This is a genomic window from Streptomyces solicavernae, from assembly GCF_029968095.1.
GTDB lineage: Bacteria > Actinomycetota > Actinomycetes > Streptomycetales > Streptomycetaceae > Streptomyces > Streptomyces solicavernae.
Genome location: NZ_JASCIR010000005.1, coordinates 134656 through 154714, shown reverse-complemented (window position 1 = coordinate 154714; position 20059 = coordinate 134656). Strand labels below are relative to the sequence as shown.

General features: G+C 70.9%; 20 protein-coding genes. 14 read left to right on the top strand and 6 right to left on the bottom strand.

All coding sequences use genetic code 11. The features are described from left to right. Positions 1 to 12: 12 nt before the first annotated feature. Complete coding sequence (locus QIS99_RS08870; protein ID WP_282512133.1) at positions 13 to 1374, bottom strand: D-arabinono-1,4-lactone oxidase; 1362 nt, start codon at positions 1372 to 1374, stop codon at positions 13 to 15. Further along, on the bottom strand, positions 1301 to 2575 hold the full coding sequence (locus tag QIS99_RS08865) for an MFS transporter (RefSeq protein WP_282512132.1): 1275 nt from the start codon (positions 2573 to 2575) through the stop codon (positions 1301 to 1303). The genes QIS99_RS08870 and QIS99_RS08865 overlap by 74 nt, the downstream gene beginning before the upstream one ends. Before the next feature lie 118 nt (positions 2576 to 2693). Here QIS99_RS08865 and QIS99_RS08860 point away from each other — a divergent pair, with 118 nt between their 5' ends. Together QIS99_RS08860 and QIS99_RS08855 are read left to right on the top strand one after the other, a co-directional pair. After that, positions 2694 to 3824 (top strand): ferrochelatase, encoded by a 1131-nt coding sequence (locus tag QIS99_RS08860; RefSeq protein WP_282512131.1) that lies wholly within the window; start codon positions 2694 to 2696, stop codon positions 3822 to 3824. A gap of 13 nt (positions 3825 to 3837) precedes the next feature. Beyond that, positions 3838 to 4656 carry an inositol monophosphatase family protein gene (locus tag QIS99_RS08855; protein ID WP_282512130.1) on the top strand — a complete coding sequence of 273 codons (819 nt, stop codon included), beginning with the start codon at positions 3838 to 3840 and terminating at the stop codon, positions 4654 to 4656. 149 nt (positions 4657 to 4805) lie between these two features. Here QIS99_RS08855 and QIS99_RS08850 read toward each other — a convergent pair whose 3' ends face one another. Further along, positions 4806 to 4967 (bottom strand): hypothetical protein, encoded by a 162-nt coding sequence (locus QIS99_RS08850; protein WP_282512129.1) that lies wholly within the window; start codon positions 4965 to 4967, stop codon positions 4806 to 4808. Positions 4968 to 5274: 307 nt separating this feature from the next. On the opposite strand from QIS99_RS08850, the gene QIS99_RS08845 reads away from it, so the two are divergent. From QIS99_RS08845 to QIS99_RS08830, 4 genes are all read left to right on the top strand, one after another. After that, complete coding sequence (locus QIS99_RS08845; protein ID WP_282512128.1) at positions 5275 to 5928, top strand: response regulator transcription factor; 654 nt, start codon at positions 5275 to 5277, stop codon at positions 5926 to 5928. Positions 5929 to 5935: 7 nt separating this feature from the next. Continuing rightward, complete coding sequence (locus tag QIS99_RS08840; protein ID WP_282512127.1) at positions 5936 to 7183, top strand: sensor histidine kinase; 1248 nt, start codon at positions 5936 to 5938, stop codon at positions 7181 to 7183. Between the two features lie 392 nt (positions 7184 to 7575). After that, positions 7576 to 7872 (top strand): DUF4193 domain-containing protein, encoded by a 297-nt coding sequence (locus QIS99_RS08835; protein ID WP_282512126.1) that lies wholly within the window; start codon positions 7576 to 7578, stop codon positions 7870 to 7872. A gap of 14 nt (positions 7873 to 7886) precedes the next feature. Further along, positions 7887 to 8963: a hypothetical protein gene (locus QIS99_RS08830; RefSeq protein ID WP_282512125.1), complete on the top strand. Its 1077-nt coding sequence runs from the start codon at positions 7887 to 7889 to the stop codon at positions 8961 to 8963. A gap of 102 nt (positions 8964 to 9065) precedes the next feature. On the opposite strand, the gene QIS99_RS08825 is transcribed toward QIS99_RS08830, so the two are convergent. Then, the gene (locus QIS99_RS08825) at positions 9066 to 9527 is read right to left on the bottom strand and encodes a DUF3093 domain-containing protein (RefSeq protein WP_282512124.1); all 462 of its coding nucleotides are present in this window, start codon (positions 9525 to 9527) and stop codon (positions 9066 to 9068) included. 57 nt (positions 9528 to 9584) lie between these two features. Here QIS99_RS08825 and QIS99_RS08820 point away from each other — a divergent pair, with 57 nt between their 5' ends. The 7 genes from QIS99_RS08820 to QIS99_RS08790 all read left to right on the top strand — a co-directional run bounded on the left by QIS99_RS08820 (position 9585) and on the right by QIS99_RS08790 (position 16239). After that, positions 9585 to 10169 (top strand): PaaI family thioesterase, encoded by a 585-nt coding sequence (locus tag QIS99_RS08820; RefSeq protein ID WP_282512123.1) that lies wholly within the window; start codon positions 9585 to 9587, stop codon positions 10167 to 10169. Continuing rightward, a complete protein-coding gene (gene dut, locus QIS99_RS08815) occupies positions 10166 to 10711 on the top strand; it encodes a dUTP diphosphatase (protein WP_282512122.1) in 546 nt (181 codons plus the stop codon). The genes QIS99_RS08820 and dut overlap by 4 nt, the downstream gene beginning before the upstream one ends. Before the next feature lies 1 nt (position 10712). After that, positions 10713 to 11489, top strand: a complete 777-nt coding sequence (locus tag QIS99_RS08810) for a DUF3710 domain-containing protein (RefSeq protein ID WP_282512121.1) — start codon at positions 10713 to 10715, stop codon at positions 11487 to 11489. A 215-nt stretch (positions 11490 to 11704) separates the two neighbouring features. Next, positions 11705 to 14248 carry an ATP-binding protein gene (locus tag QIS99_RS08805; protein ID WP_282512120.1) on the top strand — a complete coding sequence of 848 codons (2544 nt, stop codon included), beginning with the start codon at positions 11705 to 11707 and terminating at the stop codon, positions 14246 to 14248. 56 nt (positions 14249 to 14304) lie between these two features. Beyond that, complete coding sequence (locus QIS99_RS08800) at positions 14305 to 14994, top strand: response regulator (RefSeq protein WP_282512119.1); 690 nt, start codon at positions 14305 to 14307, stop codon at positions 14992 to 14994. Positions 14995 to 15105: 111 nt separating this feature from the next. Further along, positions 15106 to 15504, top strand: a complete 399-nt coding sequence (locus QIS99_RS08795) for an OB-fold nucleic acid binding domain-containing protein (protein WP_282512118.1) — start codon at positions 15106 to 15108, stop codon at positions 15502 to 15504. A gap of 3 nt (positions 15505 to 15507) precedes the next feature. After that, positions 15508 to 16239: a DUF3159 domain-containing protein gene (locus QIS99_RS08790; RefSeq protein WP_282512117.1), complete on the top strand. Its 732-nt coding sequence runs from the start codon at positions 15508 to 15510 to the stop codon at positions 16237 to 16239. Between the two features lie 129 nt (positions 16240 to 16368). Here QIS99_RS08790 and QIS99_RS08785 read toward each other — a convergent pair whose 3' ends face one another. Both QIS99_RS08785 and QIS99_RS08780 read right to left on the bottom strand, forming a co-directional pair. Then, positions 16369 to 17037 carry a potassium channel family protein gene (locus tag QIS99_RS08785; RefSeq protein ID WP_282512116.1) on the bottom strand — a complete coding sequence of 223 codons (669 nt, stop codon included), beginning with the start codon at positions 17035 to 17037 and terminating at the stop codon, positions 16369 to 16371. Continuing rightward, positions 17037 to 17705 carry a potassium channel family protein gene (locus tag QIS99_RS08780; protein WP_282512115.1) on the bottom strand — a complete coding sequence of 223 codons (669 nt, stop codon included), beginning with the start codon at positions 17703 to 17705 and terminating at the stop codon, positions 17037 to 17039. Before QIS99_RS08780 ends, QIS99_RS08785 begins: the two co-directional genes overlap by 1 nt. Positions 17706 to 17943: 238 nt before the next feature. On the opposite strand from QIS99_RS08780, the gene QIS99_RS08775 reads away from it, so the two are divergent. Beyond that, positions 17944 to 19995 carry an APC family permease gene (locus tag QIS99_RS08775; RefSeq protein WP_282512114.1) on the top strand — a complete coding sequence of 684 codons (2052 nt, stop codon included), beginning with the start codon at positions 17944 to 17946 and terminating at the stop codon, positions 19993 to 19995. Positions 19996 to 20059 lie beyond the last annotated feature (64 nt).

Below are 20059 nucleotides of genomic sequence, written 5' to 3'. Positions count from 1 at the left end.
ACCGAGTGAGCCTCAGCCGCCGAGCACCCGGCGCAGGTAGTCGTTGCCGAACAGGCGGTCCGGGTCCAGGCGGTCGCGGAGCGCGGTGAACTCGCCGAAGCGCGGGTAGACGGAGGAGAGGTACTCCGCGTCCCGCGTGTGGATCTTGCCCCAGTGCGGGCGCCCCGCGTGCGCGGTGAAGATCTTCTCGGCCGCCGTGAAGTACGCCCGGTGCGGAGTGCCCTTGTACATGTGCACCGCGATGTACGCGCTGTCGCGGCCCGAGGCCGTCGACAGGGTGATGTCGTCGGCGGGCGCCGTGCGGACCTCGACCGGGAAGCTGACGCGCAGCGGCGAGCGGTCGACCATGGCCTTCAGCTCGCGCAGCGCGGGCACAAGGGCCTCGCGCGGCACCGCGTACTCCATCTCCAGGAAGCGCACCCGGCGCGGAGATGTGAAGACCTTGTACGGGATGTCGGTGTAGGTGCGGGCGGAGAGCGCCTTGCTGGAGATCTTCGCGACCGCGGGGATCGTGCCGGGGAAGGCGCGGCCCAGTGAATTGACCGCCTGGAAGAGACCGTTGGAGAGGAACTCGTCCTCGAACCAGCCGCTCAGCGCGCCCACCGGGTTCTCCGGGCCCGCGCTGCGGTTGTTGCGCTTGGTGTTGCAGTTGCCGGTGTGCGGGAACCAGTAGAACTCGAAGTGCTCGTTCTCCGCGAAGAGTTGATCGAACTCGGTGGTGACCTTGTCGAAGGTCATCGGCTCCTCGCGGGCCGTGAGCAGGAAGACCGGCTCCACCGCGAAGGTGATCGCCGTGACCACGCCGAGCGCGCCGATGCCGATCCTGGCGGCCGCGAAGACCGCCCGTTCTTCGGGGGTCCCCTTCGCCGAGCAGGTCAGGACCGTGCCGTCGGCGGTGACCAGCTCAAGTGCCGTGATCTGGGCGGATATCGAACCCGACTCGCGGCCGGTGCCGTGGGTGCCGGTGCTGATGGCGCCCGCGACGGTCTGCTCCATGATGTCGCCCATGTTCGTGAGCGACAGGCCCTCGCGGGCCAGGGCCAGGTTCAGTCGCTTCAGCGGAGTGCCCGCCTCCACGGTGACGGTGCCGGCCTCGCGGTCGATCTTCCGGATGCCGGTGAGGAGGTTCGGCCGGATCAGCACGCCGTCCGTCGCGGCGGCCGCGGTGAAGGAGTGGCCCGTACCGGCCGGCTTCACGCGCTCGCCGCGCTCCGCCGCCGTACGCAGCGCCTCGGCCAGCTCGTCCACGGAGGCGGGCGTCACCTCCCGCGCCGGGCGCGAGACGACGTTGCCGGCCCAGTTACGCCACGGGGTCGGCCGCTGTGCCGTCGATCCGCTCCGGCCGTTCGGCTGCGCTGTGTGCTGCGTGTTCATAGGCCCCTCCCCGCTGCGGCACCGGCCGCTTCAGCCGGCGATACCCCAGGAACGCGACCGCGACCGCGGCGATGCCGGCGACTCCCGGCACCGCGTACCCCGAGCGCGCCCCGGCCGCGTCGATCACCCAGCCGGAGGCCGACGAGCCGAGCGCGATGCCGACCGCGAGCCCGGTGGACGTCCAGGTCATACCCTCGGTCAGCTTCGCGCGTGGTACGTGCTGCTCGACCAGGGCCATGGTGGTCACCATCGTCGGCGCGATGGACAGGCCCGCGACAAACAGCGCCACGGCCAGAAACGGAAGGTTCCCGACCAGTTGAAGCGGGATCATACTCACGGCCATCGCACAGACACCCAGCAGCCACCGCCGGGCGGCCGGACCCCGCAACCGCACGAGCCCGAAGACCACACCGGCGAGGCAGGAGCCGAGCGCGTACACCGCGAGCACCAGGCTGGCCGCCGACTTGTGCCCCTCGGCCTCCGCGAACGCCACCGTGACCACGTCGATCGCCCCGAAGATCGCGCCCGTCGCCACGAACGTCAGCACCAGGACCTGCAGGCCGGGCGACTTCAGCGCCGAGCCGCCCGAGTGGTGTTCGCGCGGATGCGGTACCGGCTCGGTGCGGCGCTGCCCGGTCAGCCAGAACGTGCCAACGGCCAGAAACAGCCCGGCGAGCAGCGGCCCCGCCTCCGGAAACCAGGCCGTGGAGAGCCCGATGGACACGATCGGCCCGAAGATGAAGCAGACCTCGTCCACCACGGACTCGAAGGAGTACGCGGTGTGCAGCCTGCGCGGCTCCGCCTGGTACACCCACACCCAGCGCGAGCGCACCATCGAACCGAGGCTCGGCACACAGCCCACTCCGGCCGCGAACAGGAACAGCGTCCAGTCGGCCAGCTCCAGCTTCGCCGCGACAAGGAGCCCGGCGACCGCGCACAGCGCGACCAGCGTCGCGGGCCGCAGCACCCTGCGCTGACCGTGCCGGTCGACGAGCCGGGAGATCTGCGGGCCGATCACCGCGGCCGACAGGGCGACGGTGGCCGAAAGGGCGCCCGCGAGCCCGTACCGGCCCGTGAGCTGGGAGATCATCGTGACGATGCCGATGCCCATCATGGCGAGCGGCAGGCGGCCGAGGAAGCCGGCGGCGGAGAACGCCCGGGTGCCGGGGGCGTCGAAGATGGCGCGGTAGGGGCTGGGCAAGGAGGGCTCCGCTGGCGGCGTACGTAAGGCGTGTAGATGGCCCATACAGCTTACGGCCGGGAAATCCCGGAACGCACCGCGTTTTCCGGCGCTCAGCGGGGGTGGCAGGATCGGAACCATGCCAGAAGCGCTTGACTCCACCCCTTACGACGCCCTGCTGCTGCTCTCCTTCGGCGGCCCCGAGGGCCCCGACGACGTGGTGCCGTTCCTGGAGAACGTGACGAAGGGCCGCGGCATCCCCAAGGAGCGGCTCAAGGAGGTGGGGCAGCACTACTTCCTGTTCGGCGGGGTCAGCCCGATCAACGACCAGAACCGCGCGCTGCTCGACGCCCTGCGCAAGGACTTCGCCGACCACGGCCTGGACCTGCCGGTCTACTGGGGCAACCGCAACTGGGCGCCCTACCTGACGGACACCCTGCGCGAGCTGGTGGGCGAGGGCCACCGCCGCATCCTGGTCCTGGCCACCAGCGCGTACGCCTCGTACTCCGGCTGCCGCCAGTACCGCGAGAACCTCGCGGACTCGCTCGCCGCCCTGGAGGCCGAGGGCCTGGAGCTGCCGAAGATCGACAAGCTGCGGCACTACTTCAACCACCCCGGCTTCGTCCGCCCCATGATCGACGGCGTCCTCGCGTCCCTCGCCGGGCTCCCGGAGGACGTACGGGACTCCGCGCACCTCGCCTTCACCACGCACTCCATCCCGACCGCCGCCGCGGACACCTCGGGCACGGTCGAGGAGCACGGCGAGGGCGGTGCGTACGTCGAGCAGCACCTGGACGTCGCCCGGCTGATCTCGGACGCGGTGGCCGAGGAGACCGGCGTCGCGGAGAGGCCCTGGCAGCTCGTCTACCAGTCCCGCTCCGGCGCCCCGCACATCCCGTGGCTGGAGCCGGACATCTGCGACCACCTGGAGGAGCGGCACGCGGCCGGAGTGCCCGCCGTCGTGATGGTCCCCATCGGCTTCGTCTCCGACCACATGGAGGTTTTGTACGACCTCGACACCGAGGCCACCGCCAAGGCCGCCGAGCTCGGCCTGCCGGTGGCCCGCTCCGCGACGGTCGGCGCCGACCCGCGCTTCGCCGCCGCGGTCCGCGACCTCGTCCTGGAGCGCGCCCGCACCGAACGCGGCGAGGACGTCCGCCCCTGCGCCCTCGGCACGCTCGGCCCGAGCCACGACCTGTGCCCGCTCGGCTGCTGCCCGGCCCGGTCGCCGAAGCCCGCGGCCGCAGGCGCCGACAGCCCCTACGCGTAAGGAACTCCCCACCGTGACCCAGCAGTTGCAGGCATCGCAGGCCTTGCAGGCCGAACTCCTCGACCTGGCCGTCGCCGCCGCCGAGCGCGCGGGCGCGTTCCTGCGCGACGGCCGCCCCGCGGACCTCGGCGTGGCCGCCACCAAGACCAGTGCCGTCGACGTAGTCACCGAGATGGACATCGCCTCCGAGAAGCTGATCACCGGCTACCTCGGCGACCACCGGCCCGACGACGGCTTCCTCGGAGAGGAGGGCGCCAGCGTCGAGGGCACCACCGGCGTTCAGTGGGTCATCGACCCCATCGACGGCACGGTCAACTACCTCTACGGCCGCCCCGCCTGGGCCGTGTCCATCGCCGCCCGCAAGGACGGCGAGACCGTCGTCGGCGTCGTGCACGTGCCGATGCAGGGCGAGACCTTCCGGGCCTGTCTCGGCGAGGGCGCGTACGTCGGCGAGCAGCCGCTGAAGGCCGGCGCCGCGCCCGCCTTCGGCCAGGCCCTGCTCGGCACCGGCTTCGGCTACCGCGAGGAGCGCCGGATCCGCCAGGCCGAGGTGGTCCGGCAGCTGATCCCGCAGGTCCGCGACATCCGCCGCGGCGGCTCGGCGGCCATCGACCTGTGCGACGTGGCCTGCGGCCGCCTCGACGCGTACTACGAGCGCGGCCTCAACCCCTGGGACTACGCCGCCGGAGAGCTCATCGCGCGGGAGGCGGGCGCCCTCGTCGGCGGCCGGCCCGGCGAGGAGCTGTCGACCGAGCTGACCGTGGCCGCGCCGCCCGGCCTCTTCGAGACCCTGCAGGGCAAGCTGGACGAGCTGGGCGCCTGGCACGACTGAGCCCCGCGCAGACAGCGAAGAGCCCCGGCACCTGGGAGGTGCCGGGGCTCTTCGCTGGCTGGACTTCGCGTACGGACTTCGCGTACGGCTTCGTTCGGACTTCCGCACGGACTTCGCGTACGGAACGGGTGAACGGAGCGTGAACGGTCTCAGGCGACCTGCACGCCGTGCTCAGCCGCGAGGCGGCGCAGGTCGTCGAGCTCGGCCTCCTCGACCTCCACGAGGAAGTCGTCGCCGTCCGCGCGAGCCTGCGAAAGGTCGGACTCGGTGGTCTTTATGCGGTGCAGGAGCCCTGCGGTGAATGCGTCCATGGTTGCGCCCCCTCGTCGTGGGTCGTGGTCGGTGGCACGGGGTGTGCCCTCGGGAAGGGGCGATCACGTCTGTCGCAGCCTGCGGGGCTGCGCCGTGGCGTGCCACATGCAAAGAGTGATCGCGGGTGTGGAGTCGTCCTCCCCAGGCTCGGTTCGACGGAAACCTCAACTCGCGCCCGAATCCCGGAATTCCACGTTCGTGCGACCGCCTTACGGCCGGTTTATGGCCGAAAGAGGCAGGATGGAGGGGCTCACACCACTCGTGATCAAGCCTGCCCGGCAAGGGCCAAGCGGAAGGACAGAAGACGTGCGCGTACTCGTCGTCGAGGACGAGCAGCTGCTCGCCGATGCGGTGGCCACCGGACTGCGCCGGGAGGCCATGGCGGTCGACGTCGTGTACGACGGCGCGGCCGCCCTGGAACGCATCGGCGTGAACGACTACGACGTCGTGGTGCTCGACCGCGACCTCCCCCTCGTCCACGGGGACGACGTCTGCCGCAAGATCGTCGAGCTCGGCATGCCCACCCGCGTCCTGATGCTCACCGCCTCCGGCGACGTCAGCGACCGCGTGGAAGGCCTGGAGCTCGGCGCCGACGACTACCTCCCCAAGCCCTTCGCGTTCACCGAGCTCACCGCGCGCGTGCGCGCCCTCGGCCGGCGTACGACGGTGGCGCTCCCGCCCGTCCTGGAGCGCTCCGGCATCAAGCTGGACCCCAACCGCCGCGAGGTCTTCCGGGACGGCAAGGAGATCCAGCTCGCGCCGAAGGAGTTCGCCGTACTGGAAGTGCTGATGCGCAGCGAGGGCGCCGTCGTCTCGGCCGAGCAGCTCCTGGAGAAGGCCTGGGACGAGAACACCGACCCGTTCACCAACGTGGTGCGCGTGACCGTGATGACGCTGCGCCGCAAGCTCGGCGAACCCGCCGTCATCGTCACCGTGCCCGGCTCCGGATACCGGATCTGATCCCTCCATGGCCTCGACCCCGGCGCCGCCCCCCGCGCCTCCGAAACCGGCGTATGCCCCGGACCGGCCGGAGCCGCCGTTCCCGTGGCTGCGCCCCACCATCCGCATAAGGCTCACCCTGCTGTACGGCGGCATGTTCCTGATCGCCGGGATCCTGCTGCTCTCGATCATCTACCTGCTCGCGGCCCAGGCCGTCCATGTGGGCAACGAGCTGCCCTTCAAGATCATGGAAGGCAGCGAGGTCAAGGTCTACAGCGAGACGTGCCCCAACCTGGTCGCCGCCACCGGCAGCCAGGACCAGTTCAACGCCGCGCTGAACGCCTGCCTGAACCACCAGCGCCAGAAGGCCCTCGACGACCTGCTCAGCCGTTCGCTGCTCGCCCTGCTCGGCCTCAGCGTGATCGCCTTCGCCTTCGGGTACGCGATGGCCGGCCGGGTGCTCTCGCCGCTCGGCCGGATCACCCGCACCGCCCGCCGCGTGGCTGGCTCGGACCTGTCCCGGCGCATCGAACTGGACGGCCCGGACGACGAGTTGAAGGAGCTCGCCGACACCTTCGACGAGATGCTGGACCGCCTGGAGCGCGCCTTCACGGCCCAGCAGCGGTTCGTCGCCAACGCCTCGCACGAGCTCCGCACGCCCCTGGCGATCAACCGCACGCTCCTGGAGGTGCATCTGTCCGACCCCGGTGCGCCCGCCGAGCTGCAGCAGCTCGGCAAGACGCTGCTCTCCACCAACGAGCGCAGCGAGCAGCTGGTCGAGGGGCTGCTGCTGCTCGCCCGCAGCGACAACCAGATCGTGGAGCGGGGGCCCGTCGACATCGCCGAGGTCGCCTCGCGCGCCATCGACCAGGTGCGGGCCGAGGCCGAGGGGAAGGGCGTGGAGATCCGGGGCGAGCGCGGCCTCGCGGTGGTGCAGGGCAACGGCGTCCTGCTTGAGCGGATCGCCTTGAACCTGGTGCAGAACGCCGTGCGGTACAACGTGCCCGAGGGAGGCTGGGTCGAGGTCAGGACCGAGGTGAAGGAAGGCCAGGCGGTCCTGCTCGTCTCGAACACCGGACCCGTCGTCCCGGCGTACGAGATCGACAACCTCTTCGAGCCGTTCCGGCGGCTGCGTACGGAGCGGACCGGGAGCGACAAGGGAGTGGGCCTCGGCCTGTCCATCGCCCGCTCGGTGGCCCGCGCCCACGGAGGCCGTATCATCGCGGAGCCGCGCGAGGGGGGTGGTCTCGTGATGCGAGTCACCCTGCCTGTCTGAGATGCTGCTGCGGATTCGTCATGTTCGCTTTGAGCGGAATTTTCGGGACCTGATCCCCGGAAATCCGTGTGGAATCGATCACAGAGGCGAATCTCCGGCCATCTACTCTCCGTGATCGCTCTGACCACCGGAAAGCCTGGAAAATCCGGGTTTTCAGGGGTCTGAATCACGGGAAGTACACGGGGTGGCACCCGTGTAGTGCGGCAAACGGACCGTGTACGGTCCCGATCGCCATCCAAGCCGGTCGCCCCTTCAGGGGTGCGGTTGGGTGTCGATTGAGTAACAGACCTTGATGTGAGGCAAAATCTCCGCCTCGGGTCGGGCACAAGTCCGGCCTCTCACGCGTTACGTGCGCTGGAGACACCGCAGACACCCAGAGGGGGAGAGCGACAATGGCAACGGATTACGACACCCCACGCAAGACCGACGACGACGTCGACTCGGACAGCCTTGAAGAACTGAAGGCCCGCCGGAACGACAAGTCGACCTCGTCCGTCGACGTAGACGAGTTCGAGGCCGCGGAGGGCATGGAACTGCCCGGCGCGGACCTCTCCAACGAGGAGCTGGCCGTTCGCGTCCTGCCCAAGCAGCAGGACGAGTTCACCTGCATGAGCTGCTTCCTCGTACACCACCGCAGCCAGCTGGCCCGTGAGAAGAACGGCCAGCCGATCTGCCGCGACTGCGACTGAGGCGGGGGTCGGCCGTGACAGGCTCGACCCCGCCCCGGAAGCGGTTCTTCCGGAAGCGGTCCGCAACCGGTGGCCCGGCCACCGGCGGCAGCCCGCTCGACCGCGCACGTGACGACGAGCGAGGCCCCCAGGCCTCGCTCGAAGCTGCGGCCGCGACGGACGTTCCCGACGCGACGGCCGTGACGGACGTTCGCGATGCGACGGAAGCGACGGACGTTCCCGACGGGGCGGCCGCGACGGACGTGGCGACAGCGACGGGCGACGTGGCGACGACGACGGGCGACGTGGCGACGACGACGGGCGTCGTGGCGACGACGACGGGCGTCGTGGCGACAACGACGGACGGGACCCCGGCCGACGCCGGACGTCTCACCGCCATCAAGGACGGCGTACGCAAGGGCGGCCGGAGCGCCAGGGCCGGCGTGCTGAAGGGCGGCCAGAGCGCCAAGGCCGGCATCGGCTACCTCGCCGACCGCATCATCGACAACGCGCCGCGGGTCCCGGTGCGGGATCTGGCGACCCTGCGCAAGCAGTTCCCGGGCCTCGGGCCCGAGCAGATCGCCGACAAGCTGGTGGCGGGCGCCCGCAACGCCACCTCGACCGTCGGCGCGGGTGTGGGTGCGGCCGCGATGCTGCCCGTACCGCCCGCGATGCCCGCCGAACTGGCCGCCGAGATCACCGGTGTGGCCGCGGTCGAGCTGAAGCTCGTCGCCGAGCTGCACGAGGTCTACGGGCAGCGCCCGCCGGGCAACCTCAAGGACCGCAGCGCGGCCTACCTGCACTCCTGGTCGGACGAGCGCGGGATCGACGTGGCCAAGCCGATGTCGATCAACGCGGCGCTCGGCGGCCAGCTGAAGCGCGAGCTGCGCCAGCAGATCACCAAGCGGATGGTCAAGAACCTTCCGAACCTGATGCCGTTCATGGTCGGCGCCGCCGTCGGCGCGGTCGTGAATCGCCGCGAGACCAGCAAGCTCGCCGAGAAGGTGCGCAAGGACCTGCGCAAGCAGCAGGTTCCCTGGGACGCCCTCGAAGACCTCCCGCCGCTCGAACTGCCGAAGCCGGAGGAGCAGCCGAAGGAACTCGGCAGCTGAGCCGTTTCCCCGTCACGTGAGATTTCCCCGTCACGTGAGCCTTCAGCTTCCCCGTCACGTGAGACCTCACCGTCACGTGAGACCTCACCGTCACGTGAGTCCTCAGCCGGACGCCGGTTCCGACGCCAGCGCCGCCGCCAGCCCCTGCGGGTTCCGCGTCGACAGATACAGGTACGGCGTCGGGTCCTGCTCGTCCGTCACCGGCACCCGGACCGCCGTCGGCACATAGCTGCGCAGCAGCATGAAAGCGCGCGGGTCGGCCTTGTGCGAGCGCCAGGCCCGGGCCTCCTCGGGGTCCAGGACCTCCGGCGCGCCGAGCGCCGAGAGCGGCAGCCGGGCGTCGCCCGCGACCAGCGAGTCCGCCACCACGCGGATCCGCGCCGAACCGTACGAGGAGACCCCCACCGCCGCGAGAGCGGCCGCGCCGATCAGGCCGCCGAGCATCGGCAGCGGGCCGAGCGGCAGGAGAATCAGACCGCCCGAAAGCCCGATCAGAGCGGTGATGACCCACCAGGAACGGGGTGCGGTGAGGCGTTCGTCGTAGATTTCGGCGGAGAGCTGCATGGCGTCAAGCTTGGCACGGTGCCCGGTTCTCGGGCGGCGCGGGTAAGGTCTGCGCCTGTGAGTGGACGTACACCTTCGTTGACGCCCCCGGACGACGCGACCCGGCCGGTGCGGCACCCCGATGCTCCGGCGCCCGGCGAGCTGCTCGGCGCGCACTACGAGTACTGCTTCGGCTGCGGGCACGGGCAGCCGCACGGGCTGCACCTGGAGGCGCGCGCCGCCGAAGGGGTCGCCCTCCGCGCGGAGTTCACCGTCAAGCCCGAGCATCAGGGCGCCCCAGGGCTCGCGCACGGCGGCGTGCTCGCCACCGCCCTGGACGAGACCCTCGGCTCCCTGAACTGGCTGCTGCGCGTGATCGCCGTGACCGGCCGGCTTGAGACCGACTTCGTGCGGCCGGTGCCGGTGGGCACGGTGCTGCACCTCGATGCCGAGGTCACCGCCGTCGCCGGGCGGAAGATCTACTCGACGGCCACCGGCCGGCTCGGCGGTCCGGAGGGGCCGGTCGCGGTCCGCGCGGACGCCCTGTTCATCGAGGTCAAGGTCGACCACTTCATCGAGAACGGCCGGCCCGAGGAGATCAAGGCCGCCATGGACGACCCGGACCAGCTCCGGCGTGCCCGCGCCTTCGAGGTGAACCCGTGACCCCCGCACCCGGTACCGGCGGCATCCCCGTCGACGTACAGCTCAAGCGCCTGGACCCGGACGTACCGCTTCCGAGCTATGCGCAGCCCGGGGACGCCGGGGCGGATCTGTGCACCACGCAGGCCGTCGAGCTCGCCCCGGGGGAGCGGGCGGTGCTGCCCACCGGGGTGGCCGTCGCACTGCCCGAGGGGTACGCGGCCTTCGTGCACCCGCGATCGGGGCTTGCCGCGCGCTGCGGTGTCGCTCTGGTGAATGCCCCGGGGACGGTTGATGCCGGGTACCGTGGAGAGATCAAGGTGATCGTCGTGAACCTCGATCCGCGCGAGCCCGTGCGGTTCGAGCGCTTCGACCGGATTGCCCAGCTCGTCGTCCAGCAGGTCGAGAGGGTCCGCTTCCACGAGGTCGCGGAGCTTCCCGCATCGGCGCGGGCCGAGGGGGGCTTCGGGTCCACCGGGGGGCATGCCGCTGTGGACGGCAACACGGGTGGGCAACAGGGCGGGAATCGATACGCTTCGGTCGTATCCGACCGGGAAGGACAGTGACGTGTTCGGACGTCGCAAGAAGAGTGACGCCGCCGACGGCGACGGCGCGGCCGGCGAGGCCGGGCAGGTCGCCGAGGGCGTGAGCACGGGGGACGAGACGGAGCAGGACGAGCCGCAGCGCACGAACCTGCCGCCGGCCCCCCGCCCCGACGGACCCTGGGACATCTCCGAGGTGCGCGAGCCCGGCGAGGGCCGGGTCGACCTGGGCGGCATCTTCGTGCCCGGCGTCGAGGGCATGGAGCTGCGCGTGGAGGTCGCGGGCGACGCGATCGTCGCGGCCACCGTGGTCCTGCGCGACAGCGCCGTACAGCTGCAGGCGTTCGCCGCCCCCAAGCGCGAGGGCATCTGGGGCGAGGTCCGCGAGGAGATCGCCTCCGGCATCACCCAGCAGGGCGGGGTCATCGACGAGGTCGAGGGCCCCCTCGGCTGGGAGCTGCGCGCGCAGGTGCCGGTGCAGCTGCCGGACGGCAAGGGCGGCGTGCAGGTCGTGCGGTTCGTCGGCGTCGACGGGCCGCGCTGGTTCCTGCGCGGTGTGATCTCCGGGCAGGGCGCGGTGCAGCCCGAGGCCGCGGGACTCCTGGAGCAGATCCTCCGGGACACCGTGATCGTCCGCGGCGACGGCCCGATGGCGCCCCGCGACCCGATCGTCCTGAAGCTGCCGGACGACGCGCAGATGGTGGCCGAGGGCGGCGTCAAGGAGGAGAACCAGGAGGAGTCCCGGTTCTCCGGCGGGATGGGCCAGCTTGCCCGTGGCCCGGAGATCACCGAGGTTCGCTAGCCGACAGGCAGCATGAACGGGCCGCACCCCGGCATGGGGTGCGGCCCGTTGCCGTACGCCCGCACCCGTACCCATACGCCCCCGCATCCCCGCGTCAGAATCGCGTCAAATGCGGCCCGTACGACCGCCTCGGAGGCCGTTGTCCGGAAAACCTGGCCGTAGGGTCGGTCCGGCGTGGGCAGCGGATGCCGGAACACTCGGAAGACAATGAGGCCATGGGACGCGGCAAGCTACGGATATACCTCGGCGCGGCGCCGGGTGTGGGCAAGACCTACGCGATGCTGTCCGAGGCCCACCGGCGGGTGGAGCGCGGCACGGACTGCGTGGTCGCCTGTGTCGAGCACCACGACCGGCCGCGCACCGAGGCCGTGCTGCACGGCCTGGAGCAGGTGGCGCGCCGCACCTTCGAGCGCGGCGTCACGGAGATGGACGTCGACGCGGTCCTGGAGCGCCGCCCCGCCGTCGCCCTCGTCGACGAGCTGGCGCACGCCAACGCCCCCGGCTCCCGCAACGCCAAACGCTGGCAGGACGTCGAAGCACTCCTTGCCGCGGGCATCGACGTGATCTCCACCGTCAACATCAAGGACCTGGAGTCACTCGGCGATGTCGTCGAGTCGATAACGGGCGTACGACAGCACGAGACCCTGCCCGACGAAGTGGTGCGCAGGGCCGACCAGATCGAGCTGGTCGACATGTCGCCCGAGGCGCTGCGGCGGCGCATGGCGCACGGCAACATCTACCGGCCGGAGCGCATCGACGCCTCCCTCGCCAACTACTTCCGGCCCGGAAACCTCACCGCCCTGCGGGAGCTGGCGCTGCTCTGGACCGCCGACCGGGTCGACGAATACCTCCAGCAGTACCGCGGCGAGCACAACATCCGCTCCACCTGGCAGGCCCGCGAACGCATCGTCGTCGGCCTCACCGGCGGGCCCGAGGGCCGCACCCTGATCCGCCGCGCCGCCCGCATGGCAGCCAAGGGCTCCGGCAGCGAGATCCTCGCCGTCTACATCGCCCGCAGCGACGGCCTGACCTCCGCGTCCCCGAAGGAGCTCGCCGTCCAGCGCACCCTCGTCGAGGACCTGGGCGGCACCTTCCACCACGTCATCGGCGACGACGTGCCCGCCTCGCTCCTGGAGTTCGCGCGCGGCGTCAACGCCACCCAGATCGTCCTCGGCTCCAGCCGCCGCAAGACCTGGCAGTACATGTTCGGGCCCGGCGTCGGCGCGACCGTGGCCCGGGACTCGGGGCCCGACCTGGACGTGCACATCGTCACGCACGACGAGGTCGCCAAGGGCCGGGGCCTGCCGGTGGCCAGGGGCGCGCGGCTCGGCCGGTCCCGGCTGCTCTCCGGCTGGCTGGTCGGCGTGGTCGGGCCGGTACTGCTGACGCTGCTGCTCAGCAACATCGACGTCGACCTCGGCCTCGCCAACAACATGCTGCTGTTCCTGTCCCTCACGGTGGCCTCGGCGCTGCTCGGGGGACTGCTGCCGGCGCTGGCCTCGGCGGCGTTCGGCTCGCTGCTCCTGAACTACTACTTCACGCCGCCGCTGCACCTGTGGACGGTCGCCGACAACCGCAACATCGTGGCCATCGTGGTGTTCGTGGGCGTCGCCGTGGCGGTCGCGTCGGTGGTGGACCTCGCGGCGCGGCGCACCCACCAGGCGGCCCGGCTGCGCGCCGAGTCGGAGATCCTGTCGTTCCTCGCGGGCAGCGTGCTGCGCGGCGAGACCACCCTGGACGCCCTCCTGGAGCGGGTCCGGGAGACCTTCGCCATGGACTCCGTGGCCCTCCTGGAACGGGCCGGCGACCGCGACCCCTGGACCTGCGCCGGCAGCGTCGGGCCCACCGTCCTCGACCGGCCCGACGACGCCGACGTCGACATGCCGGTCGGCGGCAGCAACGGTCACATGGTGCTCGCCCTGACCGGCCGGGTACTGCCCGCCGAGGACCGGCGCGTGCTGGCCGCCTTCGCCGCGCAGGCCGCCGTCGTCCTCGACCGCCAGCGCCTGCAGGACGAGGCCGACCGGGCCCGCGCGCTCGCCGAGGGCAACCGCATCCGCACCGCCCTGCTCGCCGCCGTCAGCCACGACCTGCGTACCCCCCTCGCGGGCATCAAGGCCTCCGTGACCTCGCTGCGCTCCGACGACGTGGAGTGGTCCGAGGAGGACCGGGCCGAACTCCTCGAAGGCATCGAGGACGGCGCCGACCGCCTGGACCACCTGGTCGGCAACCTGCTCGACATGTCACGCCTCCAGACCGGCACCGTGATGCCGCTGATCCGCGCCGTCGACCTGGACGAGGTCGTGCCGATGGCGCTCGGCGGCGTGCCCGAGGGGAGCGTCGACCTGGACATCCCGGAGGCGCTGCCGATCGTCGAGGTGGACAAGGGGCTCCTGGAGCGGGCCGTCGCCAACATCGTCGAGAACGCCGTCAAGTACAGCCCCGAGGGCCGCCGCGTCACCGTCTCCGGCAGCGCGCTCGGCGACCGCGTCGAGGTGCGCGTCGTGGACCGCGGGCCCGGCGTCCCGGACGACGCCAAGGACCGCATCTTCGAGCCCTTCCAGCGGTACGGCGACGCTCCGCGCGGCGCGGGCGTCGGCCTCGGCCTGGCCGTCGCCCGCGGCTTCGTCGAGGCCATGGGCGGCACCCTCAACGCCGAGGACACCCCGGGTGGCGGCCTCAGCATGGTGCTCACCCTGCGGGCCGCCCCCGCCCACGAACCCGCCGCCCCCGACCGCTCCGCGCAGGTCGCCTCATGACTCGCGCGAGCGCCCCTCGCGGCCGGAGCCGCACCACCGCAGAAAGGCAGGACCAGATGACCCGGGTGCTCGTGGTCGACGACGAGCCGCAGATCGTACGCGCCCTCGTGATCAACCTGAAGGCGCGCAAGTACGAGGTCGACTCGGCCGGAGACGGCGCCACCGCCCTCCAGCTCGCCGCCGACCGCCACCCCGACGTGGTCGTCCTCGACCTCGGCCTGCCCGACCTGGACGGCGTCGACGTGATCAAGGGCCTTCGCGGCTGGACGCGGGTGCCGATCCTGGTGCTCTCCGCCCGGCACAGCTCCGACGAGAAGGTCCAGGCGCTGGACGCCGGCGCCGACGACTACGTCACCAAGCCCTTCGGCATGGACGAGCTGCTCGCCCGGCTGCGGGCCGCCGTACGCCGGGCCGAACCGGCCGCCGACGGTGCGGGCGAGGACGCGGCGATCGTGGAGGCCGGGGACTTCACCGTGGACCTGGCCGCGAAGAAGGTGCACCGCGGCGACCGCGACGTACGCCTGACGCCCACGGAGTGGCACCTCCTGGAGGTGCTCGTCCACAATACGGGCCGTCTCGTCAGCCAGAAGCAGCTGCTTCAGGAGGTCTGGGGCCCGTCCTACGGCACCGAGACCAACTACCTGCGGGTCTACATGGCCCAGCTGCGCCGGAAGCTGGAGGCGGACCCGTCCCACCCCAAGCACTTCATCACCGAGCCCGGAATGGGATATCGGTTCGAACGGTGACACGACGGGCTGCCGGCGGGCCCGCGGCGGGCTGTGGCGCAGGCCGCTCGTCACCGGCCTTGAAGTCACCGGCCTTGAAGCGGTGTCGGTGGGCCCCGGTACGCTTCCTGTATGAGTGCTGTTCCTCGTTCAGAAAAGCCGGCAGGCCGGTTCCGCCGGATGCTGGACCGGCTGTCCTCGTCCCAGGAGGAGCTGGATTCGGAGGAGCTCCGCGAGGACTCGGAGACCACCGGCTGTACGCGCATCGGTGACTGCCAGGACCGCCAGATAGTCACGGTTACTGGTACGTTGCGCACGGTCACGCTGCGCCCCCGGGCCGGCGTCCCCGCCCTGGAGGCCGAGCTGTTCGACGGCTCCGCCGCCCTGGACGTGGTGTGGCTGGGCCGACGCTCCATCGTGGGCATCGAGCCGGGGCGCAGACTCATCGCATCGGGCCGGATCTCGATGAGCCGGGGCCGCCGGGTGCTCTTCAACCCGAAATACGAACTCAGACCGCTCGGACGGGAGTAGCCGGTGACGTCTGTCGACAAGCCGACCGACCACACCACCGCGGGTCAGGCCGACCCCGACAGCAACGCGAAGGCTGTGACCGAAGCCGCCCTCTTCGAGGCGTTCGGAGGGCTGCGGGGCATGATCGAGACGGTCCTGCCCGGCCTGCTGTTCGTCAGCATCTACACGGTCGACAAAGACCTGAAGATGTCCGCGACCGCCGCGCTCGGTGTCTCCCTGCTGCTCGTCGTGGTCCGCCTCGCCAGACGCGACACCGTCAAGCACGCCTTCAGCGGCGTCTTCGGCGTCGGCTTCGGCGTGGTCTTCGCGATGATGACCGGCAACGCCAAGGACTTCTACCTGCCGGGCATGCTCTACACCCTGGGCCTGGCTCTCGCGTACATCGTGACGACGCTCGCCGGAGTGCCGCTGATCGGCCTGATCCTCGGCCCGGTGTTCAAGGAGAACCTTTCCTGGCGCACCCGCAACCCCGGCCGCAAGAAGGCGTACGCGAAGGCGAGTTACGCCTGGGGCTTCATCCTCCTTGCCAAGTGCGCGGTCCTCTTCCCGCTGTACTGGTGGGCGGACACCACGCAGCTCGGCTGGGTCCTGATCGCCCTGAAGATCCCGCCGTTCCTGCTCGCCGTCTGGCTGACCTGGGTCTTCCTGGCGAAGGCGCCGGCGCCGATTGACGTGTTCGCCGAGATGGAGGCGGAGGAGGCCGCGCGGGCCGAGCGGGAACGCACGTCGTCTTGACGTTGCCGCCGTCGTCCGGCGTGCTGTCGATCGCCCTTCGGGCTCGTCGTCAAGCTCCCGGTACCTCGTACAGCACAGGGGCCCGGAACCTCGTACAGGTTCCGGGCCCTCGTCGTACGCGTACGACCGCTAGCTCTCCTTGCGGACCGACAGCAGGTCCTCCAGCTGCTCCTCGCGGGCCTGGGCCGCGACGAACAGGAGCTCGTCGCCCGCCTCCAGGGAGTCCTCCGCGGTCGGCGCCAGGACGCGGGTGCCGCGGATGATCGTCACCAGGGACGTGTCCTGCGGCCATGCGATGTCGCCGATCGTGGTGCCCGCGAGCGCGGACTCCGGCGGCAGGGTCAGCTCGACCAGATTGGCGTCGCCGTGGCTGAAGCGAAGCAGCCGGACCAGGTCGCCGACGCTCACCGCCTCCTCGACCAGGGCCGACATCAGGCGCGGCGTGGACACCGCGACGTCGACGCCCCAGGACTCGTTGAACAGCCACTCGTTCTTCGGGTTGTTCACGCGGGCGACGACGCGCGGAACCCCGTACTCCGTCTTCGCCAGGAGCGAGACGACCAGGTTGACCTTGTCGTCACCGGTCGCCGCGATCACGACGTTGCAGCGCTGCAGGGCCGCCTCGTCCAGGGACGTGATCTCGCAGGCGTCGGCGAGCAGCCACTCGGCCTGCGGCACCCGCTCCACCGAGATGGCGGTCGGGGCCTTGTCGATCAGGAGCACCTCGTGCCCGTTCTCCAGGAGCTCGCCCGCGATGGAACGACCCACCGCGCCTGCTCCGGCAATGGCGACGCGCATCAGTGACCGCCCTCCTCGGGGCCCTCGGCGAACGCCGCCTCGATTTTCGGGACCTCGTCGGTGCGCATCATCACGTGCACCAGGTCGCCCTCCTGCAGCACCGTCTGGGAGGTCGGCAGGACCGCCTCGCCCAGCCGGGTGAGGAACGCGACACGGACGCCGGTCTCCTCCTGCAGCTTGCTGATCTTGTGCCCGACCCAGGAGCTGGACGCGTGCACCTCCGCGAGCTGCACACCTCCGGTGGGGTCACGCCACAGCGGCTCGGCGCCCGACGGAAGGAGCCGGCGCAGCATCTGGTCGGCGGTCCAGCGGACCGTGGCGACGGTCGGGATGCCCAGGCGCTGGTAGACCTCGGCGCGGCGCGGGTCGTAGATACGGGCCGCGACGTTCTCGATGCCGAACATCTCGCGCGCCACCCGGGCCGCGATGATGTTGGAGTTGTCGCCGCTGCTCACGGCGGCGAAGGCACCCGCGTCCTCGACGCCGGCCTCGCGCAGGGTGTCCTGGTCGAAGCCGACGCCCGTGACGCGGCGCCCGCCGAAGCCGGAGCCGAGCCGGCGGAAGGCCGTGGGGTCCTGGTCGACCACCGCGACCGTATGCCCCTGCTGCTCCAGGGTCTGCGCGAGTGCGGCGCCCACTCGTCCGCAGCCCATGATGACGATGTGCACGACCGTCCTTCCGGCTGGCGTAGGTACTGCGTGGCGTATGTACTGCATCAGGGATGCGTCAGTACGGCGTCAGTACGGCGTTAGTAATGCGTCAGCAACACAGTGGCCGCTGTCGCCCGTTGAGGCCCCCAGGGTTCCCGAGGCTCAGGATTAACAGGGTCTCAGACAGACGCACAAGCTACACAGCCGCCGAGAGGCGGGTGGGCGGGCCCCCTTACGAACGCTTACGATCCTCACCGTGTCCAAACTGACCGACGTGCCCAAACGGATTCTCATCGGGCGCGCACTGCGCAGCGACCGGCTGGGAGAAACGCTCCTTCCCAAGCGCATCGCACTTCCCGTCTTCGCCTCCGACCCGCTGTCGTCGGTGGCGTACGCACCCGGAGAAGTGCTCCTTGTGCTCTCCATCGCGGGGCTCTCGGCGTACCACTTCAGCCCGTGGATCGCGGTCGCCGTCGTCGTGCTGATGTTCACGGTCGTGGCGTCGTACCGGCAGAACGTGCGGGCCTATCCGAGCGGTGGCGGTGACTACGAGGTCGCCAACACCAACCTCGGGCCGAAGGCCGGGCTGACCGTCGCGAGCGCGCTGCTCGTCGACTACGTCCTGACCGTCGCCGTGTCGATCTCCTCGGGCATCGAGAACCTGGGCTCCGCGATCCCGTTCGTCGTCGAGCACAAGGTGCTCTGCGCCGTCGCCGTGATCGTGCTGCTCACTCTGATGAACCTGCGCGGCGTCAAGGAGTCCGGAAAGCTCTTCGCGATTCCCACGTACGTCTTCGTGACCGGCGTCTTCCTGATGCTGGCGTGGGGCGCCTTCCGCGGCTTCGTCCTCGGCGACGAGATGCAGGCGCCGACCGCCGACCTCGTCATCAAGCCGGAGCACGAGGGCCTCGCGGGCCTCGCGCTGGTCTTCCTGCTCCTGCGCGCCTTCTCCTCCGGCTGTGCGGCGCTCACCGGCGTCGAGGCGATCAGCAACGGCGTGCCCGCCTTCCGCAAGCCGAAGTCGAAGAACGCGGCCACCACGCTCGCCCTGATGGGCGGCCTGGCCGTCACCATGTTCTGCGGCATCATCGTGCTCGCCATGGCCACCGACGTCCGGATGGCCGAACGGCCCGCGCACGATCTGTTCCTGAACGGGCAGCCGGTCGGCGCGGACTACGTCCAGGACCCGGTGATCTCGCAGGTCGCCGAGGCCGTCTTCGGACACGGCTCGGTCCTCTTCATGATCCTCGCCGCGGCCACCGCGCTGGTCCTGTTCCTCGCGGCCAACACCGCGTACAACGGCTTCCCGCTGCTCGGCTCGATCCTCGCGCAGGACCGCTATCTGCCGCGCCAGCTGCACACCCGCGGCGACCGGCTCGCGTTCTCCAACGGCATCGTGCTGCTCGCCGGCGCCGCCGCGCTCCTCGTCGTCGTCTACGGGGCCGACTCGACGCGCCTCATCCAGCTGTACATCGTCGGCGTCTTCGTCTCCTTCACGCTCAGCCAGATCGGCATGGTCCGGCACTGGAACCGGCACCTGCGGGGCGAGAAGGACCCGGCCAAGCGGCGCCGCATGATCCGCTCCCGCGCCATCAACACCTTCGGCGCGTTCTTCACCGGGCTCGTCCTGGTCGTCGTCCTCGTCACCAAGTTCACCCACGGCGCCTGGGTCGCCCTGCTCGGCATGGTGATCTTCTACGCGACCATGAGCGCGATCCGCCGCCACTACGACCGCGTCGCCGAGGAGATCGCCGCCCCCGAGGGCCCCTCCGACGACAGCGTGCGCCCCTCCCGCGTGCACTCCGTCGTCCTGGTCTCCAAGGTCCACCGGCCCACCCTGCGCGCCGTCGCCTACGCCAAGCTGATGCGCTCCGACACCCTCGAAGCCGTCAGCATCAACGTCGACCCGGCCGAGACCAAGGCCCTCAAGGACGAGTGGGAACGGCGCGGCATCTCCGTACCGCTGAAGATCCTCGACTCCCCGTACCGCGAGATCACCCGCCCGATCATCGAGTACGTGAAGAACCTGCGCCGCGAGTCCCCGCGCGACGCGGTCAGCGTGATCATCCCCGAGTACGTGGTCGGCCACTGGTACGAGCACCTGCTGCACAACCAGAGCGCCCTGCGCCTCAAGGGCCGCCTCCTGTTCACGCCCGGCGTGATGGTCACCTCCGTGCCCTACCAGCTGGAGTCCTCCGAGGCCGCCAAGCAGCGGGCCCGCAGGCGGCAGGAGTGGAACGCGCCGGGCGCGGTCCGCCGTGGCCCGGTGGAGAAGCGGCAGCCGAAGGAGCCGAGCGAGAAGGGCTGAGCGGCCACGCCCGCCGGGGCCGTAGACTGGTGGGCTGTTGTCCGGCCGCTTCCCCCTCACGTAC